The organism is Streptomyces sp. NPDC016309 (genome assembly GCF_043077235.1).
In the GTDB taxonomy this organism is placed as follows: domain Bacteria; phylum Actinomycetota; class Actinomycetes; order Streptomycetales; family Streptomycetaceae; genus Streptomyces.
In genome coordinates, this window is the sequence record NZ_JBIBSG010000001.1 from 695,131 (window position 1) to 712,748 (window position 17,618).

Here is a 17,618-nt window from a genome sequence, read left to right on the forward strand (position 1 = left end):
GGCCGCGGTGTCCGGTGCGTGCGATCGCAAGGCGGAGGAGAGAGTCGATGCGGAGCATCGGCGACCGACGACAACGCCGCGAGCGCGCGTGCAGGACACCGCGGGCCAGGCGAGACTTTACGGACACGACCTAGGAAAGTCCGTAAGGTTTCGGCTCCCCGCCGGAGGGCGGGGAGCCGGGACTGGAGGAGTTCCTGCCGGGGCGGCGCCGCGCCCGGGCCCGCCGCGGCGGCTACGCCCGCTTCGACGCCAGTTCCACGACCGTGATGTCAGACGGCGCGCCGACCCGGACGGGCGGACCCCAGGCGCCCGCGCCCCGGGACACGTAGAGCTGGGTGTCGCCGTACCGTTCCAGCCCGGCGACGGTGGGGTTGGCGAGCTCGGCGAGGTAGTTGCCGGGCCAGAGCTGGCCGCCGTGGGTGTGGCCGGAGAGCTGGAGGTCCACCCCGTGCTCCACCGCGTCGTGGATGACGACGGGCTGGTGGGCGAGCAGGACGGCGGCGCGCGACCGGTCGCGGTCGCCGAGGGCGGCGGTGAAGTCCGGTCCGTCGCCGTAGTTCTCCCCGGCGACGTCGTTGACCCCGGCGAGGTCGAACCCGGCCTTCTCGACCCGCTCGTTGCGCAGCGGGCGCAGCCCGAGTTCGCGGACGTGGTCCACCCACTGCTGGGCGCCGGAGAAGTACTCGTGGTTGCCGGTCACGAAGAACGAGCCGTCCCGGGCCCGGAGGCGGGCGAGCGGCTCGGCGGCCGGGCCGAGGTCCTCGACGTCCCCGTCGACCAGGTCGCCCACGACGGCGATCAGGTCCGGCTGGGTGGCGTTGACGGCGTCGACCACGCGCTGAGTGTGGGCGCGGCCCAGGACGGGCCCGAGGTGGACGTCGCTCACCACCGCGATCCGGTACCCGTGCGCCGCCCGGGGCAGCTTGGCCAGCGGCACGGTCACCCGCTTGACGCGCGGCCCCCGCAGGACGCCGTACGTCCCGTACCCGACGGTCCCGGCGGCCGCCGCGGCGGCGGCCCCGCCGACCACGCGCGAGACGAGCAGCCGCCGGGTGACGGCCGGGGCCGTGGGCGCGGCCGGGGGCGGTGCGGGGGCGTCGCCGGCGGGCGGCACCGGACCGGACGCGGGCGGTGCGGGGGCCGTGGCGGCGGGGACGGGGACGGGCGTGTCCGGGGCGGCGGGCGCCCGGCGGTCCAGGGCCCGGTGCAGCAGGGGGCGTACGGCCTCACCCACCGCCAGCGCGAGCACCACGTACAGCAGCAGCGCCAGCCACAGGAAGCCCGGCCAGGACACCGCCTGCTGGAGCGGGAACGGCGCGCCCGCGCGGCCCGCCGTCAGCGCGGCCACCGACAGCAGCGGCAGGACGACCAGGGCGATCGTGCCCAGTCGCCGCGCCCTGCTCCCCGGCAGGGTCACATCGCGCACCAGGCGCCGCCAGACGTACCAGTGCACCACCGCCAGCAGGCCGAGGACCCCGACGAGCACCAGCAGGACGAGCAACACGGGCCCCCCACCTCCTATTCGGCGCGCGGATCACGGCGCGAGGCGCGGACGCCACGCAACCCGATGACGCCCACGACCGTCCCCAGAACAAAGGACGTGAGGGCGAGCAGCAGATGAACCCAGAAGTAGGCCGTCGGGTCGCCCGCGTCGTCGAAGGCGAGACCGCTCCCGTCGTTCCAGAGATTCTTGACGAAAGTGATCCAGATGAACCAGCTCCACACCCCGAAGGCGAGCAGGAACCAGGAGGCGGAGCGGCTGAGCTTCATGGAGCCAGTATCGCCGCCGCCGGTCGGGGGCCTCCTGCGGGGTGTGGTGCCGGCTTCCGCGGACGCTCCCTGTACGTTCTCGACCGTGTCCGCTTTGAAGAAGACCGTCGCGGTGGTCGCCGCCGCCGCGCTGCTGCCCGTCCTCGCCGCCGCTCCGGCCCTGGCCGCCCCGCCGGCCGACGAGGGCGACAAGCAGCCCAAGCCGCCCGCCGCGATGTCGACGGTCGGCGGGACGAAGCTCGGCAGGCCCGGCACCCAGGTGAACCTGGCCCCGGGGGTGCCCGTGCTGCCCAAGGAGGTGACGGGCCGCTCCTGGATCGTGGCGGACGCGGAGAGCGGTGACGTGCTGGCCTCGCACAACGCCCACTGGCGGCTGCCCCCGGCCTCCACCCTGAAGATGCTGTTCGCGGACACGGTGCTGCCCAAGCTCCCCCGCACCAAAACGCACGTGGTCACCCCGCAGGACCTGGCGAAGGTCGGCGCGGGGTCCAGCCTCGTCGGGGTCAAGGAGAAGCAGTCCTATACGGTCCACGACCTGTGGCTGGGGGTCTTCCTCCGCTCCGGCAACGACGCCGTGCACGTGCTGTCGGCCATGAACGGCGGCGTCGACAAGACGGTGAAGGACATGAACGACCGGGCCGCCGAGCTCCAGGCGCTCGACACGCATGTGGTCTCGCCGGACGGGTACGACGCCGCGGGCCAGGTGTCGTCCGCGTACGACCTCACGCTCATCGCCCGCAGCGGCATGCAGAACAAGGACTTCCGGGAGTACTGCTCGACGCCCCGCGCGCAGTTCCCGGGGGAGGTCAAGCCCGGTAACAAGAAGCGCTCCACGTTCGAGATCCAGAACACCAACCGGCTCCTGACCGGTGACTTCGGCATCCCCGCCTACCAGGGCATCGCCGGGGTGAAGAACGGCAGCACGACGCACGCGGGCGCCACCTTCACCGGGGTCGCCGAGCGGGGCGGCAAGGTGCTGCTGGTCACCGTGATGAACCCGTCGGCGAAGGAGAGCCACGCGGTCTACAAGGAGGCGGCCCGGCTGCTGGACTGGGGCTTCACGGCGGCCGGGAAGGTGAAGCCGGTGGGCGAGCTGGTGCCGCCGACGTCGGCGGGGACCGGGGAGGGTACGGACGGCGGCGGCATGGCGCAGACCGGGCCGGGCGGCGGCGACCAGGCGGCCGGTGACGGTTCCGGGCGGGCGACCGTCGCGGCGGCCGGCGGCTCGAACGGCGCGGGGACGGCGCTGGCGGTGGCCGGCGGGGTGCTGGTGCTGCTGGCGGGCGGCTGGTTCGTGGTCAACCGACGCTGGCCGCTGCCCGATCTGGTACGGCGTCGTCGTCAGTCCGGGTCCGGGAGCGAGTAGCGGTCCAGGCGGCGCAGTACAGCAGCAGCTTGGCGGTGAAGTTGATCCACAGCAGGAGCGCCACCGGCACCCCGAACGCCCCGTACATCGACTTCGCCGCCACGCCCTTCATGTAGCCGCCGAGCAGCAGCTTGAGCGCCTCGAAGCCGACGGCGCCGATCAGCCCGGCGACCACCAGGCGGCGGCGCGGCGGCTGGACGCCGGGCAGCAGCGTCAGGACGTACAGCAGGATCAGGAAGTCGGCGACGACGGCGGCCGCCACGGCGGCGGCCTGGAGGAGCACCCCGCCGGCGCCGCTGCCGGAGATCCCGAGCCGTTCGGCGGTCCAGCCGACGGCGGTGGAGCCGAGGCCGGACGCCGCGAAGGACGCCAGGCCGGTCGCGCCGAGGCCGGCCAGGATCACGGCGTCCTTGCCCTTGCGCACCACGGGGTTGCCCTCGTCGCAGTCGTCGGTCCCCCACACGGCGCGCAGGCAGTCGCGCATGGAGCCCACCCAGCCGATGCCGGTGAACAGCAGCAGGGCGCCCGCGACCAGCCCGACGGTGCCGGCGTTGGCGACGAGCGCGTCGAGGTCGAGCTGGTCGGAGATCCCGGGGACCTGCTCGGCGATCTTCTCCTCCAGGTCACGGAGCTGCTGGTCGCCGAGCAGCGCGGCGCCGACGGCGGCGGCGACGGTGATCAGCGGGAACAGCGCGAGGAAGCTGGTGAAGGTGATGGCGGCGGCCAGGCGGGTCCAGTGGGCGCGGTCGAGCGTCTCGTACGAGCGCCAGGCGTGGGTGCGCGTCAGCCGGGCGGCCCAGGGGCCGATGACGGGGAGCTTGGTCAGCCAGTCCATGGCGTGCCCCTACCCCTTCGCCCCGAAGACCAGTGTGCGGGTCCCCCAGAAGCGCACGCAGGTGGCGAGGACCATGCCGACGCCGAGGCCGGAGACGGTGTCGGCGAGCGGGGAGGTGAGTCCGAGCCCGTAGTGCGAGGCGCCGAGGCACGCGAGCTGCACGGCGGCGCCCGCGAGGTTGACGGCGAAGAACGCCGCGTACCGGCGGAGGTGGAGCGCGCGGCGGCGGTAGGTGCCGAGGGCGTTGCCCAGGTAGGCGACCGTGCAGCCGGCGAGGAAGGCGAGGCCTTTGGCGGGCAGCGGGTCGAGGTGCGGCCGGAGGAGCAGGAACAGCGCCAGGTCGGCGGCGTACGCCACCCCGCCGGCGAGCAGGAACCCGGTGGCCTCTCGCCTCACGGGGCCGCGACCGCCATCCCGTACATCGCCAGCCACACCAGGCCGATGACGGCGAGGGGGCGGTCGCGCAGCACGACGTCCTCGGGTGCTCCGGCGGTGCCCCGGTCGGCGAAGACGGCGTAGCGGAGGACGGCGAGAATGAAGGCGATGGTGGAGAGCTGGCGCCAGGTGCCGCTGTGTTCCAGGGCCCAGAGGCAGTAGCCGAGCACGGCGACGCCGGCGGCGAGCTGCCAGACGAACCGCAGGTAGCCGGTGGTGTACTCGGTGAGCAGGAGGCGGGTCTCCCCACCCCGCCCGGCCATCTGCACGGCTTCGGAGTAGCGCTTGGCGGCGACCATGAAGAGGGCGCCGAAGCCGGTGGTGATGAGGAACCAGCGCGAGAGCGGGATGCCGAGGGCGACCCCGCCGATCATGGCGCGCATCACGAACCCGGTGGTGACGACGGCGAGGTCGACCACCAGGACGTGCTTGAGGCGCAGGCAGTAGGCGAGCTGCATGGCGAGGTACGCGGCCAGCAGCGCGGCCGTCAGAGCGTTGCACAGGGTGGCGGCGCCGGTGAGCGCCCCGAGCGCCAGCACGGCGCCGGTGCCGTACGCCACGGGCACGGGGACGTCCCCGGCGGCCACGGGGCGGCGGCACTTGACCGGGTGGGCGCGGTCGGCCTCGGCGTCCCGGGCGTCGTTGACGAGGTAGACGGCGGCGGCAGCGGCGGTGAACAGCACGAAGACGAGGCCCAGGTGCAGGGCGGTGTGCCGGGACACCAGCTGGCCGGCGGCGGCGGGGGCGGCGACCACGAGGAGGTTCTTGACCCACTGGCGGGGGCGGGCGGCCCGTACGAGGCCCAGCGGCAGCGCGGCGGCCGGGGGCACCGGGCGGGCGGCGGGCCGTGCCGCGACGGTCGGCTCACCCACGGCGGCGCCCCGGGGGGCGGATGCAGAAACGATCCGCCTCATGACCGGTCCCGAGGCGGCGGGCGCCCGCGCGATCCGGCTCCGGGCGCCCCGCCCCCGCCCGGGGCACCCCCGCCCCGCGCAGCACCCAGCGCTCGCCGAGCCGCGCGGTCACCGCCCCCAGCAGGGCGCCGGCCGCCACGTCGGTCGGATAGTGCACGCCCACCACCAGGCGGGACAGGCACATGGCCGCCGCCACCGGCGCCCCCACCCGCCGGGCGCCCGGGCGCAGCACGCCGAAGACGGCCGCCGCGGCGACGGCCGACGTGGCGTGGGAGCTCGGGAACGAATGCCGCCCCACCACCGCCCGGGCGGCACCGCCCCGGGCGGCGGCCGGGCGCGGCCGGGGACGGCGCACCAGCCGCTTGAGGGCCATGCTCGTCAGGTGGGCCGTGGCCGTCAGGGCCGTGGCCCGCAGCCAGGGGCCGCGCCGCGCGCGGTCGGCCGCCGCGCCGGCCAGCCCGGTCACGAGCCAGAGCGCACCGTGCTCCCCCGCGTACGACAGGGTCCGCGCGGCCGCCGCCACGACCGGCCGGCGGTGGCCGCAGCCGTGCAGCGCGTCCAACAGCCGGTGATCGGCGCCCTCCCACCGGGCGCCCGCGAATCGCATCCTCCGCCACCCCTTTCGTCGTCCCTGGACGGGTGCACCACGGGCGACTCTGGCGTGCCGCGCACCGGAGAACGCGGCAATCTTTGATGACACTCGTTTAATCACCCATTTCGGCGAGTTGGACGACGCAACCGACAAACCCCTCAAATGACCCAAGTGCGGCGATACGGTCGCCTCCATGCCGTCCATGCCGTCCGCGATCCCCGCGCCCGCGCCCGCCCCCGTCGGCCCGTTCATCGAGTCCGCCGAGCCGGTGACCGGCTGGGGCCGCACCGCTCCCACCGTCGCCCGCGTCCTGCGCCCCCGCAGCTACGAGGAGGCCGCCGCCGCCGTCCGCGCCTGCGGTACCCGCGGGGGCATCGCCCGCGGCCTCGGCCGCGCCTACGGCGACGCCGCGCAGAACGCCGGCGGCGCCGTGCTCGACATGACCGGCCTGGCCCGTATCCGCTCCATCGACGCGGACGCCGGGGTGGTGGTGTGCGACGCCGGGGTCAGCCTGCACCGCCTGATGCAGGTGCTGCTGCCGCTCGGCTGGTTCGTGCCGGTCACCCCCGGCACCCGGTACGTCACCGTCGGCGGGGCGATCGGTGCCGACATCCACGGCAAGAACCACCATGTCTCCGGCTCGTTCGCCCGCCACGTACGGGCCTTCGACCTCCTCACCGCCGACGGCACGGTCCGCACCGTCCTCCCCGGCACCGACCTGTTCGACGCGACCACCGGCGGCATGGGCCTGACCGGGGTGATCCTCTCCGCGACGGTCCGGCTGCTGCCCGTGGAGACCTCCCTGATGTCGGTCGACACCGAACGGGCCACCGACCTCGACGACCTGATGGCCCGCCTCACCGCCAACGACCACGGCTACCGCTACTCCGTCGCCTGGATCGACCTGCTCGCCCGGGGCGCCGCCACCGGCCGCGCCGTCCTCACCCGCGGCGACCACGCCCCCTATGACGCCCTGCCCCGGCGCGCCCGGCGCGACCCCCTGGCCTTCCGGCCCGGCCGGCTCCCGGCAGCGCCCGCCTTCGTCCCCGACCGGCTCCTCGGCCGCCCGGCGGTGGGCCTGTTCAACGAGCTCTGGTACCGCAAGGCGCCCCGCCACCGCACCGGCGAACTCCAGCGCCTGTCCTCCTTCTTCCACCCCCTGGACGGCGTCCCGCACTGGAACCGGGTGTACGGGCGCGGCGGCTTCGTGCAGTACCAGTTCGTCGTCGGGTACGGGCGGGAGGACACCCTGCGCCGGATCGTGCGCCGGATCGCGCGCCGGGGCTGCCCGTCGTTCCTGGCGGTGCTGAAGCGGTTCGGCGAGGGCGATCCCGGCTGGCTGTCCTTCCCCGTGCCGGGCTGGACGCTGGCCCTCGACATCCCGGCCCGGCTCAGCGGCCTCGGCTCGTTCCTGGACGAGCTGGACGAGGAGGTGGCGGGCGCGGGCGGACGCGTCTACCTCGCCAAGGACTCCCGGCTGCGTCCCGACGCGCTGCGGGCCATGTACCCCCGGCTGCCGGACTTCCTCGCCCTGCGCGCCGAGCTCGACCCGGACTCGGTGTTCACCTCCGACCTCGCCCGCCGCCTGTCCCTGTGAAGGAGTACGCCCGTCATGAAGGACGCCTTCGGCGCCCCCCAGTCCCTGCTCGTCCTCGGCGGTACGTCCGGGATCGCCCTGGCCACCGCCCGCCGTCTGATCGCGCGCCGGACCCGCACGGTCTGGCTGGCCGGCCGGCCCTCCCCCGCCCTGGACGCCGCGGCGGATTCCCTCCGGGAGCTCCGCACCGGTGTCGCCGTCCGCACGGTCCCGTTCGACGCCCTGGACCCGGGCGCGCACGAGGCGGTCCTGGGCAAGGTGTTCGCCGAGGGCGACATCGACATGGTGCTGCTCGCGTTCGGCGTCCTGGGGGACCAGGCCCATGACGAGGCCGCCCCGCTGGACGCCGTCCGCGTCGCCCAGACCAACTACACCGGCGCCGTCAGCGCGGGGCTGGTCTGCGCCGGCGCCCTCCAGGCCCAGGGCCACGGCTCGCTGGTGGTGCTGTCGTCGGTGGCCGGGGAGCGGGCCCGGCGGGCCAATTTCATCTACGGCTCCAGCAAGGCCGGGCTCGACGCCTTCGCCCAGGGCCTGGGTGACGCGCTGCACGGCACGGGTGTACACGTGATGATCGTCCGGCCCGGCTTCGTCCGGACGAGGATGACGGCCGGGATGCCGGAGGCGCCGCTGGCGACGACCCCGGAGGCGGTGGCGCACGCCATCGAGCTGGGGCTGCGGCGCCGCTCGGAGACGGTGTGGGTGCCGGGCGCGCTGCGGCCGGTGATGGCGGCCGTGCGGCACCTGCCGCGCCCGCTCTTCCGGCGCCTGCCGATGTGACGCTGCGGGGGCAGCCCGGGCCGGTCCGCACCGGGGCCTGGCCGGGTCCGGACGTGCTCCGGACGGGCCGGACCGGCGCCGGGTGCGTCAGCCCCGGGTGGTGGCCGGCTCGTCGACCGGTGAGCCCTGGGCGGGTACCGACGGCCCGGGGCGGCCGGTGCCGAAGTCGTACTCGGACAGCTTGCGCCACACCCCGTCCGCGCCCTGCTCGTACAGCGCGAAGGAGCCGACGGTCCACGCCGCCTCGAAGTCCGCCAGCTCCTCGTACGCCCGGTCCATCGCCTGCTCGGAGATGCCGTGCGCCACGGTGACGTGCGGGTGGTACGGGAACTGGAGCTCCCGCTCCAGCGGGCCGGAGGTGTCCCGGACCCGCTGCTGGAGCCAGGAGCAGGCCGCCGCGCCCTCCACCACCTGGACGAAGACGACCGGCGACAGCGGCCGGAAGGTGCCCGTGCCCGACAGCCGCATCGGGAAGGCCCGGGAGGCCGCCGCGACCTCGGCGAGGTGCGCCCGGACCGCGGGCAGCCGGGCCGCCTCGACCTGGGTCGGCGGGAGCAGGGTGACGTGCGTGGGGATGCCGTGCGCGGCGGGATCCCCGAAGCCCGCGCGCCGCTCCTGGAGCAGGCTGCCGTAGGGCTCCGGGACCGCGATCGAAACGCCGAGCGTTACGGTCCCCACGTCGTTCTCCTCATGTGTCGAATCGGTCGTCGTCGTCTTCCGCCGCCAGTGTGGCGGCTGGACCCGTCGCGTGGCCAGAGTCGTTGGTTCCGGCACCGGTGCGCCGGACCCCGCGGGGCGGGGCTCAGTGCTTGGCCGGCAGGAAGCCCACCTTCTCGTACGTCTGGGCGAGCGTCTCGCCGGCGACCGCGCGGGCCTTCTCCGCGCCCTTGGCCAGGATCGAGTCCAGCGTCTCGGGGTCGTCCAGATATTCCTGGGTGCGGGTCCGGAACGGGGTGACGAAGTCGACCATGATCTCCGCCAGGTCGGTCTTCAGCGCGCCGTACAGCTTGCCCTCGTAGCTCCGCTCCAGGTCGGGGACGGGGGTGCCGGTGAGGGTGGACATGATCGTCAGCAGGTTGCTGACGCCCGGCTTGTCGACGGGGTCGAAGCGGATCACGGTGTCGGTGTCGGTCACCGCGCTCTTCACCTTCTTCGCGGTCGCCTTCGGCTCGTCCAGGAGGTTGATCAGGCCCTTCGGGGTGGAGGCCGACTTGCTCATCTTGACCGCCGGGTCCTGGAGGTCGTAGATCTTCGCCGTCTCCTTCAGGATGTACGGAGCGGGGACGGTGAACGTCTCACCGAAACGGGCGTTGAAACGCTCGGCGAGGTCGCGGGTCAGCTCGATGTGCTGGCGCTGGTCCTCGCCCACCGGCACGTGCTCGGCCTGGTAGAGCAGGATGTCCGCGACCTGGAGGATCGGGTAGGTGAACAGGCCGACCGTGGCCCGGTCGGCGCCCTGCTTGGCGGACTTGTCCTTGAACTGGGTCATGCGGGAGGCCTCGCCGAAGCCGGTGAGGCAGTTCATGACCCAGCCGAGCTGGGCGTGCTCGGGGACGTGGCTCTGGACGAAGAGCGTGCAGCGCTCCGGGTCGAGGCCCGCGGCGAGGAGCTGGGCGGCGGCGAGCCGGGTGTTGGCCCGCAGCTCCGCCGGGTCCTGCGGGACGGTGATCGCGTGCAGGTCGACGACCATGTAGAAGGCGTCGTGGGTCTCCTGGAGCGCCACCCACTGGCGGACCGCGCCGAGGTAATTGCCGAGGTGGAACGAGCCGGCGGTGGGCTGGATCCCGGAGAGCACGCGAGGACGATCAGAGGCCATGTCCCTCATTCTCTCAGTTGCCGCCGACAGGTCGGGAACGCCGCCGGATGAGACGAGCGACACAGGTCCCCCGGCGGCCCGCCCCGGCGCCGACGGGCCGGGACGGGACGGGCGGCGGGGCGCCCGTCGGGGCCCGGTGCGGGGCCGGGCCCCGGCCGGGCCGTCAGACGGGGATGCCGGGGGCCGGGTGGGCAGCCATCAGCTCGGCGACCTCGGCCCGGACCGCGGCCAGGGCGGCCTCGTCGCCGGTACGGGCGGCCGTGACGCCCCGGTCGATCCAGCCGGCGACCGCCGCCATGTCCCCGGTGCCGAGCCCGCGGGAGGTGAGGGACGGGGTGCCGATGCGGATGCCGGAGGGGTCGAAGGGCTTGCGGGTGTCGTAGGGGACGGTGTTGTAGTTCACGACGATGCCGGCCCGGTCCAGGGCCTTCGCGGCGACCTTGCCGGGCACGTCCTTGGACGTGAGGTCCATCAGGACCAGGTGGTTGTCCGTACCGCCGGAGACCAGGTCGAAGCCACGGGCGATGAGCTCGACGGCGAGGGCCTTGGCGTTGGCGACGACCTGCTGCGCGTAGTTGCGGAAGGACGGCTGGGACGCCTCGCGGAGGGCGACCGCGATGGCGGCGGTGGTCTGGTTGTGGGGGCCGCCCTGGAGGCCGGGGAAGACCGCCTTGTCGATGGCCCTGGCGTGCTCCTCGCGGCACATGAGCATCGCGCCGCGCGGGCCGCGCAGCGTCTTGTGGGTGGTGGTGGAGATGACGTCGGCGTGCGGCACCGGCGAGGGGTGGGCGCCGCCCGCGATCAGGCCGGCGATGTGGGCGATGTCGGCGACCAGGACGGCGCCCGCCTCGCGGGCGATCTCCGCGAAGGCGGCGAAGTCGATGGTGCGGGGCAGCGCGGTGCCGCCGCAGAAGATGATCCTGGGCCGCTCCTTGAGGGCCAGCTCCCGCACCTCGTCGAAGTCGATCAGCCCGGTGTCCCGGCGCACGCCGTACTGGACGCCGCGGAACCAGGAGCCGGTCACCGAGACGCCCCAGCCGTGGGTGAGGTGACCGCCCATCGGCAGGGCCATGCCCATCACGGTGTCGCCGGGCTCGGCGAAGGCGAGGTGGACGGCGAGGTTGGCCGGGGAGCCGGAGTAGGGCTGGACGTTGGCGTGGTCGACGCCGAACAGGGCCTTGGCGCGGCCGACGGCGAGCACCTCGACCTGGTCGATGTTCTGCTGGCCCTCGTAGTAGCGCCGGCCCGGGTAGCCCTCGCTGTACTTGTTCTGGAGGACGGTCCCGGAGGCCTCCAGGACGGCCTGCGAGACGTAGTTCTCGCTGGGGATCAGCCGCAGCGTCTCGGACTGGAGCCGCTCCTCCGCGCCGACGAGCGCGGCGATCTCGGGGTCGCCCGCGGCGAGGGCGGGATGGTGCGCGGGAAGGGGAAGGCTGGTCATGGCGTCCTCCAGGGGGCCGGCAGCACGGACGAGGTCGTGGGGTGCCCAGGCGGGCGGCACCCTCGTGTGGTCTGCCGCGCACGGCTCCCCCGGGGTCGCTTCCCCGTACGCCAGTCGCCGTGCGTACCGGTCACCTTAAGGGGTGTCTCGCCGCGAGGTTTCCCCGTCCGTATGGCGAGCGACGATAGAAGGGGGCGCCACCACCGCCCCACGCCGCAGGACGAACGGAGACCCCGTGTCGAGAACACAAGAGGCGATCGCTTCCGCGGAGGCGCACAGCGCGCACAACTACCACCCGTTGCCCGTCGTCGTCTCCACGGCGGAGGGGGCCTGGATGACCGATGTCGAGGGGCGCCGCTACCTCGACATGCTGGCGGGCTACTCGGCGCTCAACTTCGGCCACGGCAACCGCCGGCTGATCGAGGCCGCCAAGGCGCAACTGGAGCGGGTGACGCTGACGTCGAGGGCGTTCCACCACGACCGGTTCGCCGACTTCTGCGAGCAGCTCGCCGAGTTCTGCGGCATGGAGATGGTGCTGCCGATGAACACCGGGGCGGAGGCGGTGGAGACCGCCGTGAAGACCGCCCGCAAGTGGGGGTACCGGGCCAAGGGCGTGCCGGACGGCATGGCGAAGATCATCGTCGCGGCGGACAACTTCCACGGCCGGACGACCACGATCGTCAGCTTCTCCACCGACCCCGAGGCGCGGGCGGACTACGGGCCCTACACGCCGGGGTTCGAGATCGTGCCGTACGGGGACCTGGCGGCGCTGGACCTGGCGATGACGGACAACACCGTGGCCGTGCTGCTGGAGCCCATCCAGGGCGAGGCGGGCGTGCTGGTGCCGCCGGCCGGGTACCTGCCGGCGGTCCGGGAGCTGACCCGGCAGCGGAACGTGCTGTTCATCGCGGACGAGATCCAGTCGGGCCTCGGCCGCACGGGCCGGACGTTCGCGTGCGAACACGAGGGCGTGGTCCCGGACATGTACGTGCTGGGCAAGGCCCTGGGCGGCGGCGTGGTGCCGGTGTCGGCGGTCGTGTCGAGCGCGGCGGTCCTGGGGGTGCACCGGCCGGGCGAGCACGGGTCGACGTTCGGCGGGAACCCGCTGGCCTGCGCGGTGGCCCTGGAGGTGCTGGCGATGCTGCGCACCGGCGAGTACCAGCAGCGGGCGGCCGAGCTGGGCGACCACCTCCACCACGAGCTGGGGCTCATGGTGGGCGGCGGCGCCGTGGAGGCGGTGCGCGGGCGCGGCCTGTGGGCGGGCGTGGACGTCGTGCCGGCCCTGGGCACGGGCCGGGAGATCTCGGAGAAGCTGATGGACCGCGGGGTCCTGGTGAAGGACACCCACGGCTCGACGATCCGGATCGCCCCGCCGCTGGTGATCGGCAAGGAGGACCTGGACTTCGCGCTGGAGCAGTTGCGCCAGGTCCTGCGGTGACGGCGGCCCCCGGCGGGGCGGCGGCCGGGCCCGGCGGGGCGGCCGGTAGGCCCGGCGGGGGGAGCCGGTAGGCCCGGCGGCGCGGCGGGTCAGGGCAGCGCCCGGCACAGCGCGTCCAGGGCGCCGGACCAGGCGCTGTCCGTCGGGGTGGCGTAGCCCACCACCAGCGCGTCGCGGCCGGGCGGCACGTCCGGGTGGCGGAAGCGGTCCAGGCCCTGGACGGCCAGGCCCTGCCAGGCGGCCGCCTGGACGACGGACCGCTCGGTGCCGTGCGGGAGTTCCAGCACGGCGTGCAGCCCGGCCGCGATGCCGCTCACCCGGATGTCCGGCGCCCGCTCGGCGAGCGCGGCCACGAGCTGGTCGCGCCGCCGGCGGTAGCGCAGCCGCATGCCGCGCACGTGCCGGTCGTAGGCGCCCGAGCGGATGAACTCCGCCAGCGTGAGCTGGTCCAGGGCGCTGGACACCCAGTCGGCGTGCCCCTTCGCCGCCAGCACGTCCCCCACCAGCGCCTCCGGGAGCACCATCCAGCCCAGCCGCAGCCCGGGCGTCAGGGACTTGCTCGCCGTACCGAGGTGGACCACCCGCTCGGGGTCCAGGCCCTGGAGGGCGCCGACCGGCTGGCGGTCGTAGCGGAACTCGCCGTCGTAGTCGTCCTCCAGGATCAGCCCGCCCGTGCGGCGGGCCCAGTCCACGGCGGCGGCGCGCCGGTCAGGTGGCAGCGCGCCGCCGAGCGGGAACTGGTGGGCGGCCGTGATCAGCAGGGCGCCCTGGCGGTCCAGCTCGCCGGTGCGGGTGCCGTGTTCGTCGTACGGCAGCGCGGGGGTGGCCAGTCCGGCCGCGGCGAGCAGGTTCCAGTGGATGTCGAGCCCGTACGACTCGACGGCGACCTCCCGCACCTTCCGCGCGCGCAGCACCCGGGCCATCAGCCGCAGCCCGTGGACGAAGCCGGAGCAGACGACGATGCGGTCCGGGTCGGCGTGGACGCCCCGGGCCCGTGCCAGGTAGTCGGCGAGGGCGGTGCGCAGTTCGATCCGGCCGTGCGCCCCGCCGTAGCCGAGCGCCTCGTTCGGGGCGGACGCCAGCGCGCGGCGGGCCGCCTTGAGCCACTCGCCCCGGGGGAAGGACCCCAGGTCCGGGGTGCCCGGGTGCAGGGTGTGCGCGGCCGGGCGGCGGGTGGACGGGCGGCGGGGCGGCGGCGGGGCGGACGGCGCGCCGCCCCGGGTGGGGGTGCGGGCCGGCGCGGCCCGGCCGGGACGGGGGGCGGCACGGTCGGCGACCCGGGTGCCGGAGCCCTGCCGGGCGGTGAGCCAGCCCTCGGCGACGAGTTCGGCGTAGGCGTCGGCGACCGTGTTGCGGGCCACGCCCAGGTCGGCGGCGAGCGACCGGGAGGACGGCAGCCGGCTCCCGGGCGCGAGCCGCCCGCTGCGGACGGCCTCCCGCAGGGCCTCCATCAGACCGGAGCGCAGTCCGCGGCCCCGTAGCTCCAGGTGCAGGTCGGCACCGAAAGTGGCCCAGGAATCCGTCATGGAAGTGGACCATACCGGTGCGCCACACGCCCCGTACGGTCGTAGCCATGACGACAGAGACGAAGACCACCGAGTACGCGAGCGAGCACACCCCCCGCCTCGCCTGGACCGACCACGCGCCCGAGGTGTTCAAGGCCATGGTCCGGCTGGACGCCGCGGCGCGGCAGGGCCTCGACCCGGTGCTCCTCGAACTGGTGAAGATCCGGGCCTCGCAGCTCAACCACTGCGCCTACTGCCTCGACATGCACACCAAGGACGCGCTGGCGGCCGGTGAGTCGGTGGAGCGGATCATCCAGCTCAGCGCCTGGGAGGAGTCGCGCCACTACTACACCGCGAGGGAACTGGCGGCGATCGAACTGACGGAGGCGGTCACGGTCCTGACGGACGGTTTCGTCCCCGACGAGGTGTACGAGAAGGCGGCGAAGCAGTTCGACGAGAGGGAACTGGCCCAGCTCATCGCCGCGATCACCGTCATCAACGCCTGGAACCGGTTCGCCGTCACCAGCCGGCTGGTGCCGGGCCACTACACACCGGGGCAGTTCGCCGGGACCGGCAAGTGACCGACGCCGCCGCGGCGTTCCGCGCCCTGCACCACGACCGCGCCCCCGGCGACCCGCTGGTGCTGCCGGGGCCGTGGGACGCGGCGAGCGCGCGGGCCTTCGAGGAGGCCGGCTTCCCGGCCCTGGCCACGCCCTCCGCGGGGGTGGCGGCGTCGCTGGGGTACGCGGACGGGGCGACGCCCGCCGGCGAGATGTTCGCGGCCGTCGCCCGGATCGCCCGGTCGGTGTCGGTCCCGGTGTCGGCGGACGTGGAGGCCGGTTACGGCCTGGCGCCCGGGGAGCTCGTCGCCCGCGTCCTGGACGCCGGCGCGGTCGGCGTGAACCTGGAGGACTCCCGCGCCGGCGTGCTCGTGGACCCCCGGGAGCAGGCCGAACTGCTCGCGGAGGTACGGGCGGAGGCGGGCGGCCGGCTGTTCGTCAACGCCCGGGTGGACACCTTCGTGCGGGGCCTGGACGACCCGGAGGACGCGATCGCCCGGGCGCGGCTGTACACCGCGGCGGGCGCCGACTGCGTCTACCCGATCGGCGTGCCGCCCGCGCACCTGCCGCTGCTGCGCGCCCGGATCGAGGGGCCGCTCAACGTGGCGCCGTTCCCCGGCGGCCCGGCGGTGGCCGAGCTGGGGCGCCTGGGCGTCACCCGGATCACCTTCGGGCCGTGGCTGCTGCACCGCGCGATGGCCGCGGTGCGGGACATCGCCGGTCAGCTCCGGCGCAGTTCGTAGACCACGCTCCCTCCGGTGTCGGCGGCCCGGGTGAAGCCGGCGCGGGTCACCACGCCGTGCGAGGGCGCGTTGTCGTGGTCGACGGTGGCGACCAGCACCGCCGGCTCCGGCCGGCCGAACGCCCAGCGGGTGAGGGCGCGCAGCGCCTCGGTGGCGTAGCCGTGGCCGCGGGCGCCCTCCACCAGGTCGTAGCCGAGTTCGGCCCGGCCGTCGGTGTCCGGGGCGGCGTGGAAGCCGATGGCGCCGATCGCCCGGCGGTCGGAGGCGCGGACGATGGCGTACGGGCCCCAGCCGGGGCGGTACGTCCCCGCCTCGCGGGCCCGGGCCACCATCCCGCCGGCGAACCGGGTGCCCTCCGGCGGACCCCCGTCCGCCCAGGTGAAACCGCCGTCGCCGCCGGCGTGCAGGTCGGCCCCGATGTTCGGGGACACCTCGCACAGCACGAGGCGCCCGGACCGGACCGGCTCGTTGTACCAGCGCCAGGCCGCCGGGCGGGTCCGGCGGTCCGGGCCGGCGCGGCCGGTGGCCCACAGCAGGGTCCGCCACGGGTCGCCGGAGCCGGGGACGTGCGGGAAGAGCCGGTCCAGGACGCGGGCGCACAACCGGCCGGGCGGGCGCCAGCCGGTGCCGTCGGCGCTGTCGGTCCCGTCGAGGGCGCCGAGGATGTCGTGGGTGTGCAGCAGCGCCTCGACGACGCCCATCGCCGCGAAACCGTCCGCCCCGGCCATTCCGGACGGGTGCCAGGCCCGTACGCCGGCGGGCGTCGTGCGGACGGCGGCGGACAGCAGCCCGCCGGTCGCCCCGATGACGCGGATCAGACCGGCCGGGGTGGTGCCGGGCTCGGCCCTGAGCCGGAAGGGCGCGTAGGAGTCGGTGGCGCGGCCGGTCAACTGGGTGGCGTAGCCGGTGAAGTCGTCGGCGATGTGCAGGGCCGTGTCGTGGCAGCTCCACTCCAGACCGGCCGCCCGCCCCGACCAGTCCCGGTCCGTCACGCCGCCCAGCGCCCGGACGACGACCGCGACCGCCTCGTCCACGTCGTGTGCGCCCATGGCCGTCATGCCGTCGGCCCCTGGTCGTGCCCGCGTCCGGGCGCCATCGCGTTCGGCGGCCCGGCGAGCCCGGGGAGCGGCCCGGCGAGCGGCCCGGGGAGCGGCCCGGGGAGCGGCCCGGCGGCGGGGGCCGCGTAGCAGTGCACCGTCACCTTCCGGCCCGGCCCCCACTCCTGCTCGCCGGTGCCGATCCGCCGCCACCCGAGGCGTTCGTACAGGGCGATCGCCGCCCGGTCGCCGGGCAGGACGTCCAGCACCGGGTGCGCGCCCCGCTCCCGCGCCTCGCGCACGGCCCGCTCCACCAGCCGGGCCCCGAGGCCGCGCCCCCGGGCGGCGGGGTCGACGAACAGCCGCCCGACCACGGCCGTGGGCCCGGCGCCCCGGAGCGCGGCGGCGAGGTCCCCCTCACCGGGTTCCGACAGCGCGACGTGCCCGACGGCGCGTCCGTCCAGGACGGCGACCCACGCCCCGGTCCGGCGGTCCGGCGTGAGCCAGCCGCCCGGATCGGCCGGCCAGTCGGCCGGGTACCCGTCGTGCGCGTGCACGTGTGCCAGGGCGCGCACACAGGCGTCGATGTCCGCCGGTTGCCGGGGGCGTACCTGATCCATCGTGGGATCCAAGCACACGGACCGCGGCCGGCGCGAGGGAACCCCTGTCGGCTCGTCACCCGCCGGGTGCCGACGGAACGGTGGGGCGCGCCACTCGACGGGGCCGCCCAACGGTGTTGACATCAAGCGTGGTTGAGGTCAGAGGCTGGGACGCGCAACGGACCACCACTCC

Annotated in this window: 17 protein-coding genes, 1 pseudogene and 1 riboswitch; of the genes and pseudogenes, 6 read left to right on the forward strand and 12 right to left on the reverse strand. The window is 75.0% G+C overall.

Going from position 1 to position 17,618, the window contains the following annotated elements; translation table 11 throughout:
* Positions 1-232: 232 nt before the first annotated feature.
* Both ACF068_RS03170 and ACF068_RS03175 read right to left on the reverse strand, forming a co-directional pair.
* The gene (locus ACF068_RS03170) at positions 233-1,504 is read right to left on the reverse strand and encodes a metallophosphoesterase (RefSeq protein ID WP_392272411.1); all 1,272 of its coding nucleotides are present in this window, start codon (positions 1,502-1,504) and stop codon (positions 233-235) included.
* Positions 1,505-1,518: 14 nt separating this feature from the next.
* Positions 1,519-1,770, reverse strand: a complete 252-nt coding sequence (locus ACF068_RS03175) for an SCO4848 family membrane protein (protein ID WP_392272412.1) — start codon at positions 1,768-1,770, stop codon at positions 1,519-1,521.
* A gap of 85 nt (positions 1,771-1,855) precedes the next feature.
* Between ACF068_RS03175 and ACF068_RS03180 the strand changes: the two genes are divergently transcribed.
* Positions 1,856-3,136, forward strand: coding sequence for a D-alanyl-D-alanine carboxypeptidase family protein (locus ACF068_RS03180; protein ID WP_392272413.1), 1,281 nt, complete (start codon positions 1,856-1,858; stop codon positions 3,134-3,136).
* Here the strand turns inward: ACF068_RS03180 and ACF068_RS03185 are convergent.
* The 4 genes and pseudogenes from ACF068_RS03185 to ACF068_RS03200 form a co-directional block, all read right to left on the reverse strand.
* A complete protein-coding gene (locus ACF068_RS03185; protein WP_392272414.1) occupies positions 3,069-3,971 on the reverse strand; it encodes a YihY/virulence factor BrkB family protein in 903 nt (300 codons plus the stop codon). The two genes, ACF068_RS03180 and ACF068_RS03185, sit on opposite strands and share 68 nt — an antisense overlap.
* Positions 3,959-4,403 (reverse strand): annotated as a pseudogene (locus ACF068_RS03190) (GtrA family protein). Before ACF068_RS03190 ends, ACF068_RS03185 begins: the two are co-directional and overlap by 13 nt.
* Complete coding sequence (locus ACF068_RS03195; RefSeq protein WP_392272415.1) at positions 4,364-5,320, reverse strand: decaprenyl-phosphate phosphoribosyltransferase; 957 nt, start codon at positions 5,318-5,320, stop codon at positions 4,364-4,366. The pseudogene ACF068_RS03190 and the gene ACF068_RS03195 overlap by 40 nt, the downstream one beginning before the upstream one ends.
* The gene (locus ACF068_RS03200) at positions 5,271-5,927 is read right to left on the reverse strand and encodes a phosphatase PAP2 family protein (RefSeq protein ID WP_392272416.1); all 657 of its coding nucleotides are present in this window, start codon (positions 5,925-5,927) and stop codon (positions 5,271-5,273) included. Before ACF068_RS03200 ends, ACF068_RS03195 begins: the two co-directional genes overlap by 50 nt.
* A 187-nt stretch (positions 5,928-6,114) precedes the next feature.
* Here ACF068_RS03200 and ACF068_RS03205 point away from each other — a divergent pair, with 187 nt between their 5' ends.
* Entirely contained in the window at positions 6,115-7,509 is a 1,395-nt protein-coding gene (locus ACF068_RS03205) for an FAD-binding protein (RefSeq protein ID WP_392272687.1), read from the forward strand.
* Positions 7,510-7,524: 15 nt separating this feature from the next.
* Positions 7,525-8,286 (forward strand): decaprenylphospho-beta-D-erythro-pentofuranosid-2-ulose 2-reductase, encoded by a 762-nt coding sequence (locus tag ACF068_RS03210; RefSeq protein ID WP_392272417.1) that lies wholly within the window; start codon positions 7,525-7,527, stop codon positions 8,284-8,286.
* Positions 8,287-8,373: 87 nt separating this feature from the next.
* Here the strand turns inward: ACF068_RS03210 and ACF068_RS03215 are convergent, their stop codons facing one another.
* The 3 genes from ACF068_RS03215 to glyA form a co-directional block, all read right to left on the reverse strand.
* Positions 8,374-8,964, reverse strand: a complete 591-nt coding sequence (locus ACF068_RS03215) for a 2'-5' RNA ligase family protein (protein ID WP_392272418.1) — start codon at positions 8,962-8,964, stop codon at positions 8,374-8,376.
* Between the two features lie 124 nt (positions 8,965-9,088).
* Positions 9,089-10,102 (reverse strand): tryptophan--tRNA ligase, encoded by a 1,014-nt coding sequence (trpS, locus tag ACF068_RS03220; protein ID WP_392272419.1) that lies wholly within the window; start codon positions 10,100-10,102, stop codon positions 9,089-9,091.
* A gap of 163 nt (positions 10,103-10,265) precedes the next feature.
* On the reverse strand, positions 10,266-11,543 hold the full coding sequence (gene glyA / locus ACF068_RS03225) for a serine hydroxymethyltransferase (RefSeq protein WP_392272420.1): 1,278 nt from the start codon (positions 11,541-11,543) through the stop codon (positions 10,266-10,268).
* Positions 11,544-11,579: 36 nt separating this feature from the next.
* Positions 11,580-11,671, reverse strand: a riboswitch (ZMP/ZTP riboswitch).
* Positions 11,672-11,778: 107 nt separating this feature from the next.
* Here glyA and rocD point away from each other — a divergent pair.
* Entirely contained in the window at positions 11,779-12,981 is a 1,203-nt protein-coding gene (rocD, locus tag ACF068_RS03230) for an ornithine--oxo-acid transaminase (RefSeq protein WP_392272421.1), read from the forward strand.
* Between the two features lie 89 nt (positions 12,982-13,070).
* Here rocD and ACF068_RS03235 read toward each other — a convergent pair whose 3' ends face one another.
* Complete coding sequence (locus ACF068_RS03235; protein ID WP_392272422.1) at positions 13,071-14,507, reverse strand: PLP-dependent aminotransferase family protein; 1,437 nt, start codon at positions 14,505-14,507, stop codon at positions 13,071-13,073.
* A gap of 47 nt (positions 14,508-14,554) precedes the next feature.
* On the opposite strand from ACF068_RS03235, the gene ACF068_RS03240 reads away from it, so the two are divergent.
* Together ACF068_RS03240 and ACF068_RS03245 are read left to right on the forward strand one after the other, a co-directional pair.
* A complete protein-coding gene (locus ACF068_RS03240) occupies positions 14,555-15,067 on the forward strand; it encodes a carboxymuconolactone decarboxylase family protein (RefSeq protein ID WP_392272423.1) in 513 nt (170 codons plus the stop codon).
* Positions 15,064-15,789 carry an isocitrate lyase/phosphoenolpyruvate mutase family protein gene (locus tag ACF068_RS03245; RefSeq protein ID WP_392272424.1) on the forward strand — a complete coding sequence of 242 codons (726 nt, stop codon included), beginning with the start codon at positions 15,064-15,066 and terminating at the stop codon, positions 15,787-15,789. Before ACF068_RS03240 ends, ACF068_RS03245 begins: the two co-directional genes overlap by 4 nt.
* Here ACF068_RS03245 and ACF068_RS03250 read toward each other — a convergent pair.
* Together ACF068_RS03250 and ACF068_RS03255 are read right to left on the reverse strand one after the other, a co-directional pair.
* Positions 15,768-16,847, reverse strand: coding sequence for a GNAT family N-acetyltransferase (locus ACF068_RS03250; protein WP_392272425.1), 1,080 nt, complete (start codon positions 16,845-16,847; stop codon positions 15,768-15,770). The genes ACF068_RS03245 and ACF068_RS03250 overlap by 22 nt on opposite strands.
* On the reverse strand, positions 16,844-17,446 hold the full coding sequence (locus tag ACF068_RS03255; protein WP_392272426.1) for a GNAT family N-acetyltransferase: 603 nt from the start codon (positions 17,444-17,446) through the stop codon (positions 16,844-16,846). The genes ACF068_RS03250 and ACF068_RS03255 overlap by 4 nt, the downstream gene beginning before the upstream one ends.
* Positions 17,447-17,618 lie beyond the last annotated feature (172 nt).

What these genes read in the sequence shown, in the direction of transcription:
- ACF068_RS03240 (WP_392272423.1), top strand. Translation starts at nt 14,555, where the DNA reads ATGACGACAGAGACGAAGACCACCGAGTACGCGAGCGAGCACACCCCC.
- ACF068_RS03235 (WP_392272422.1), bottom strand. Translation starts at nt 14,507, where the DNA reads ATGACGGATTCCTGGGCCACTTTCGGTGCCGACCTGCACCTGGAGCTA.
- ACF068_RS03255 (WP_392272426.1), bottom strand. Translation starts at nt 17,446, where the DNA reads ATGGATCAGGTACGCCCCCGGCAACCGGCGGACATCGACGCCTGTGTG.
- ACF068_RS03185 (WP_392272414.1), bottom strand. Translation starts at nt 3,971, where the DNA reads ATGGACTGGCTGACCAAGCTCCCCGTCATCGGCCCCTGGGCCGCCCGG.
- ACF068_RS03200 (WP_392272416.1), bottom strand. Translation starts at nt 5,927, where the DNA reads ATGCGATTCGCGGGCGCCCGGTGGGAGGGCGCCGATCACCGGCTGTTG.
- trpS (WP_392272419.1), bottom strand. Translation starts at nt 10,102, where the DNA reads ATGGCCTCTGATCGTCCTCGCGTGCTCTCCGGGATCCAGCCCACCGCC.
- ACF068_RS03195 (WP_392272415.1), bottom strand. Translation starts at nt 5,320, where the DNA reads ATGAGGCGGATCGTTTCTGCATCCGCCCCCCGGGGCGCCGCCGTGGGT.
- ACF068_RS03175 (WP_392272412.1), bottom strand. Translation starts at nt 1,770, where the DNA reads ATGAAGCTCAGCCGCTCCGCCTCCTGGTTCCTGCTCGCCTTCGGGGTG.
- glyA (WP_392272420.1), bottom strand. Translation starts at nt 11,543, where the DNA reads ATGACCAGCCTTCCCCTTCCCGCGCACCATCCCGCCCTCGCCGCGGGC.
- ACF068_RS03210 (WP_392272417.1), top strand. Translation starts at nt 7,525, where the DNA reads ATGAAGGACGCCTTCGGCGCCCCCCAGTCCCTGCTCGTCCTCGGCGGT.
- ACF068_RS03205 (WP_392272687.1), top strand. Translation starts at nt 6,115, where the DNA reads ATGCCGTCCGCGATCCCCGCGCCCGCGCCCGCCCCCGTCGGCCCGTTC.
- ACF068_RS03250 (WP_392272425.1), bottom strand. Translation starts at nt 16,847, where the DNA reads ATGACGGCCATGGGCGCACACGACGTGGACGAGGCGGTCGCGGTCGTC.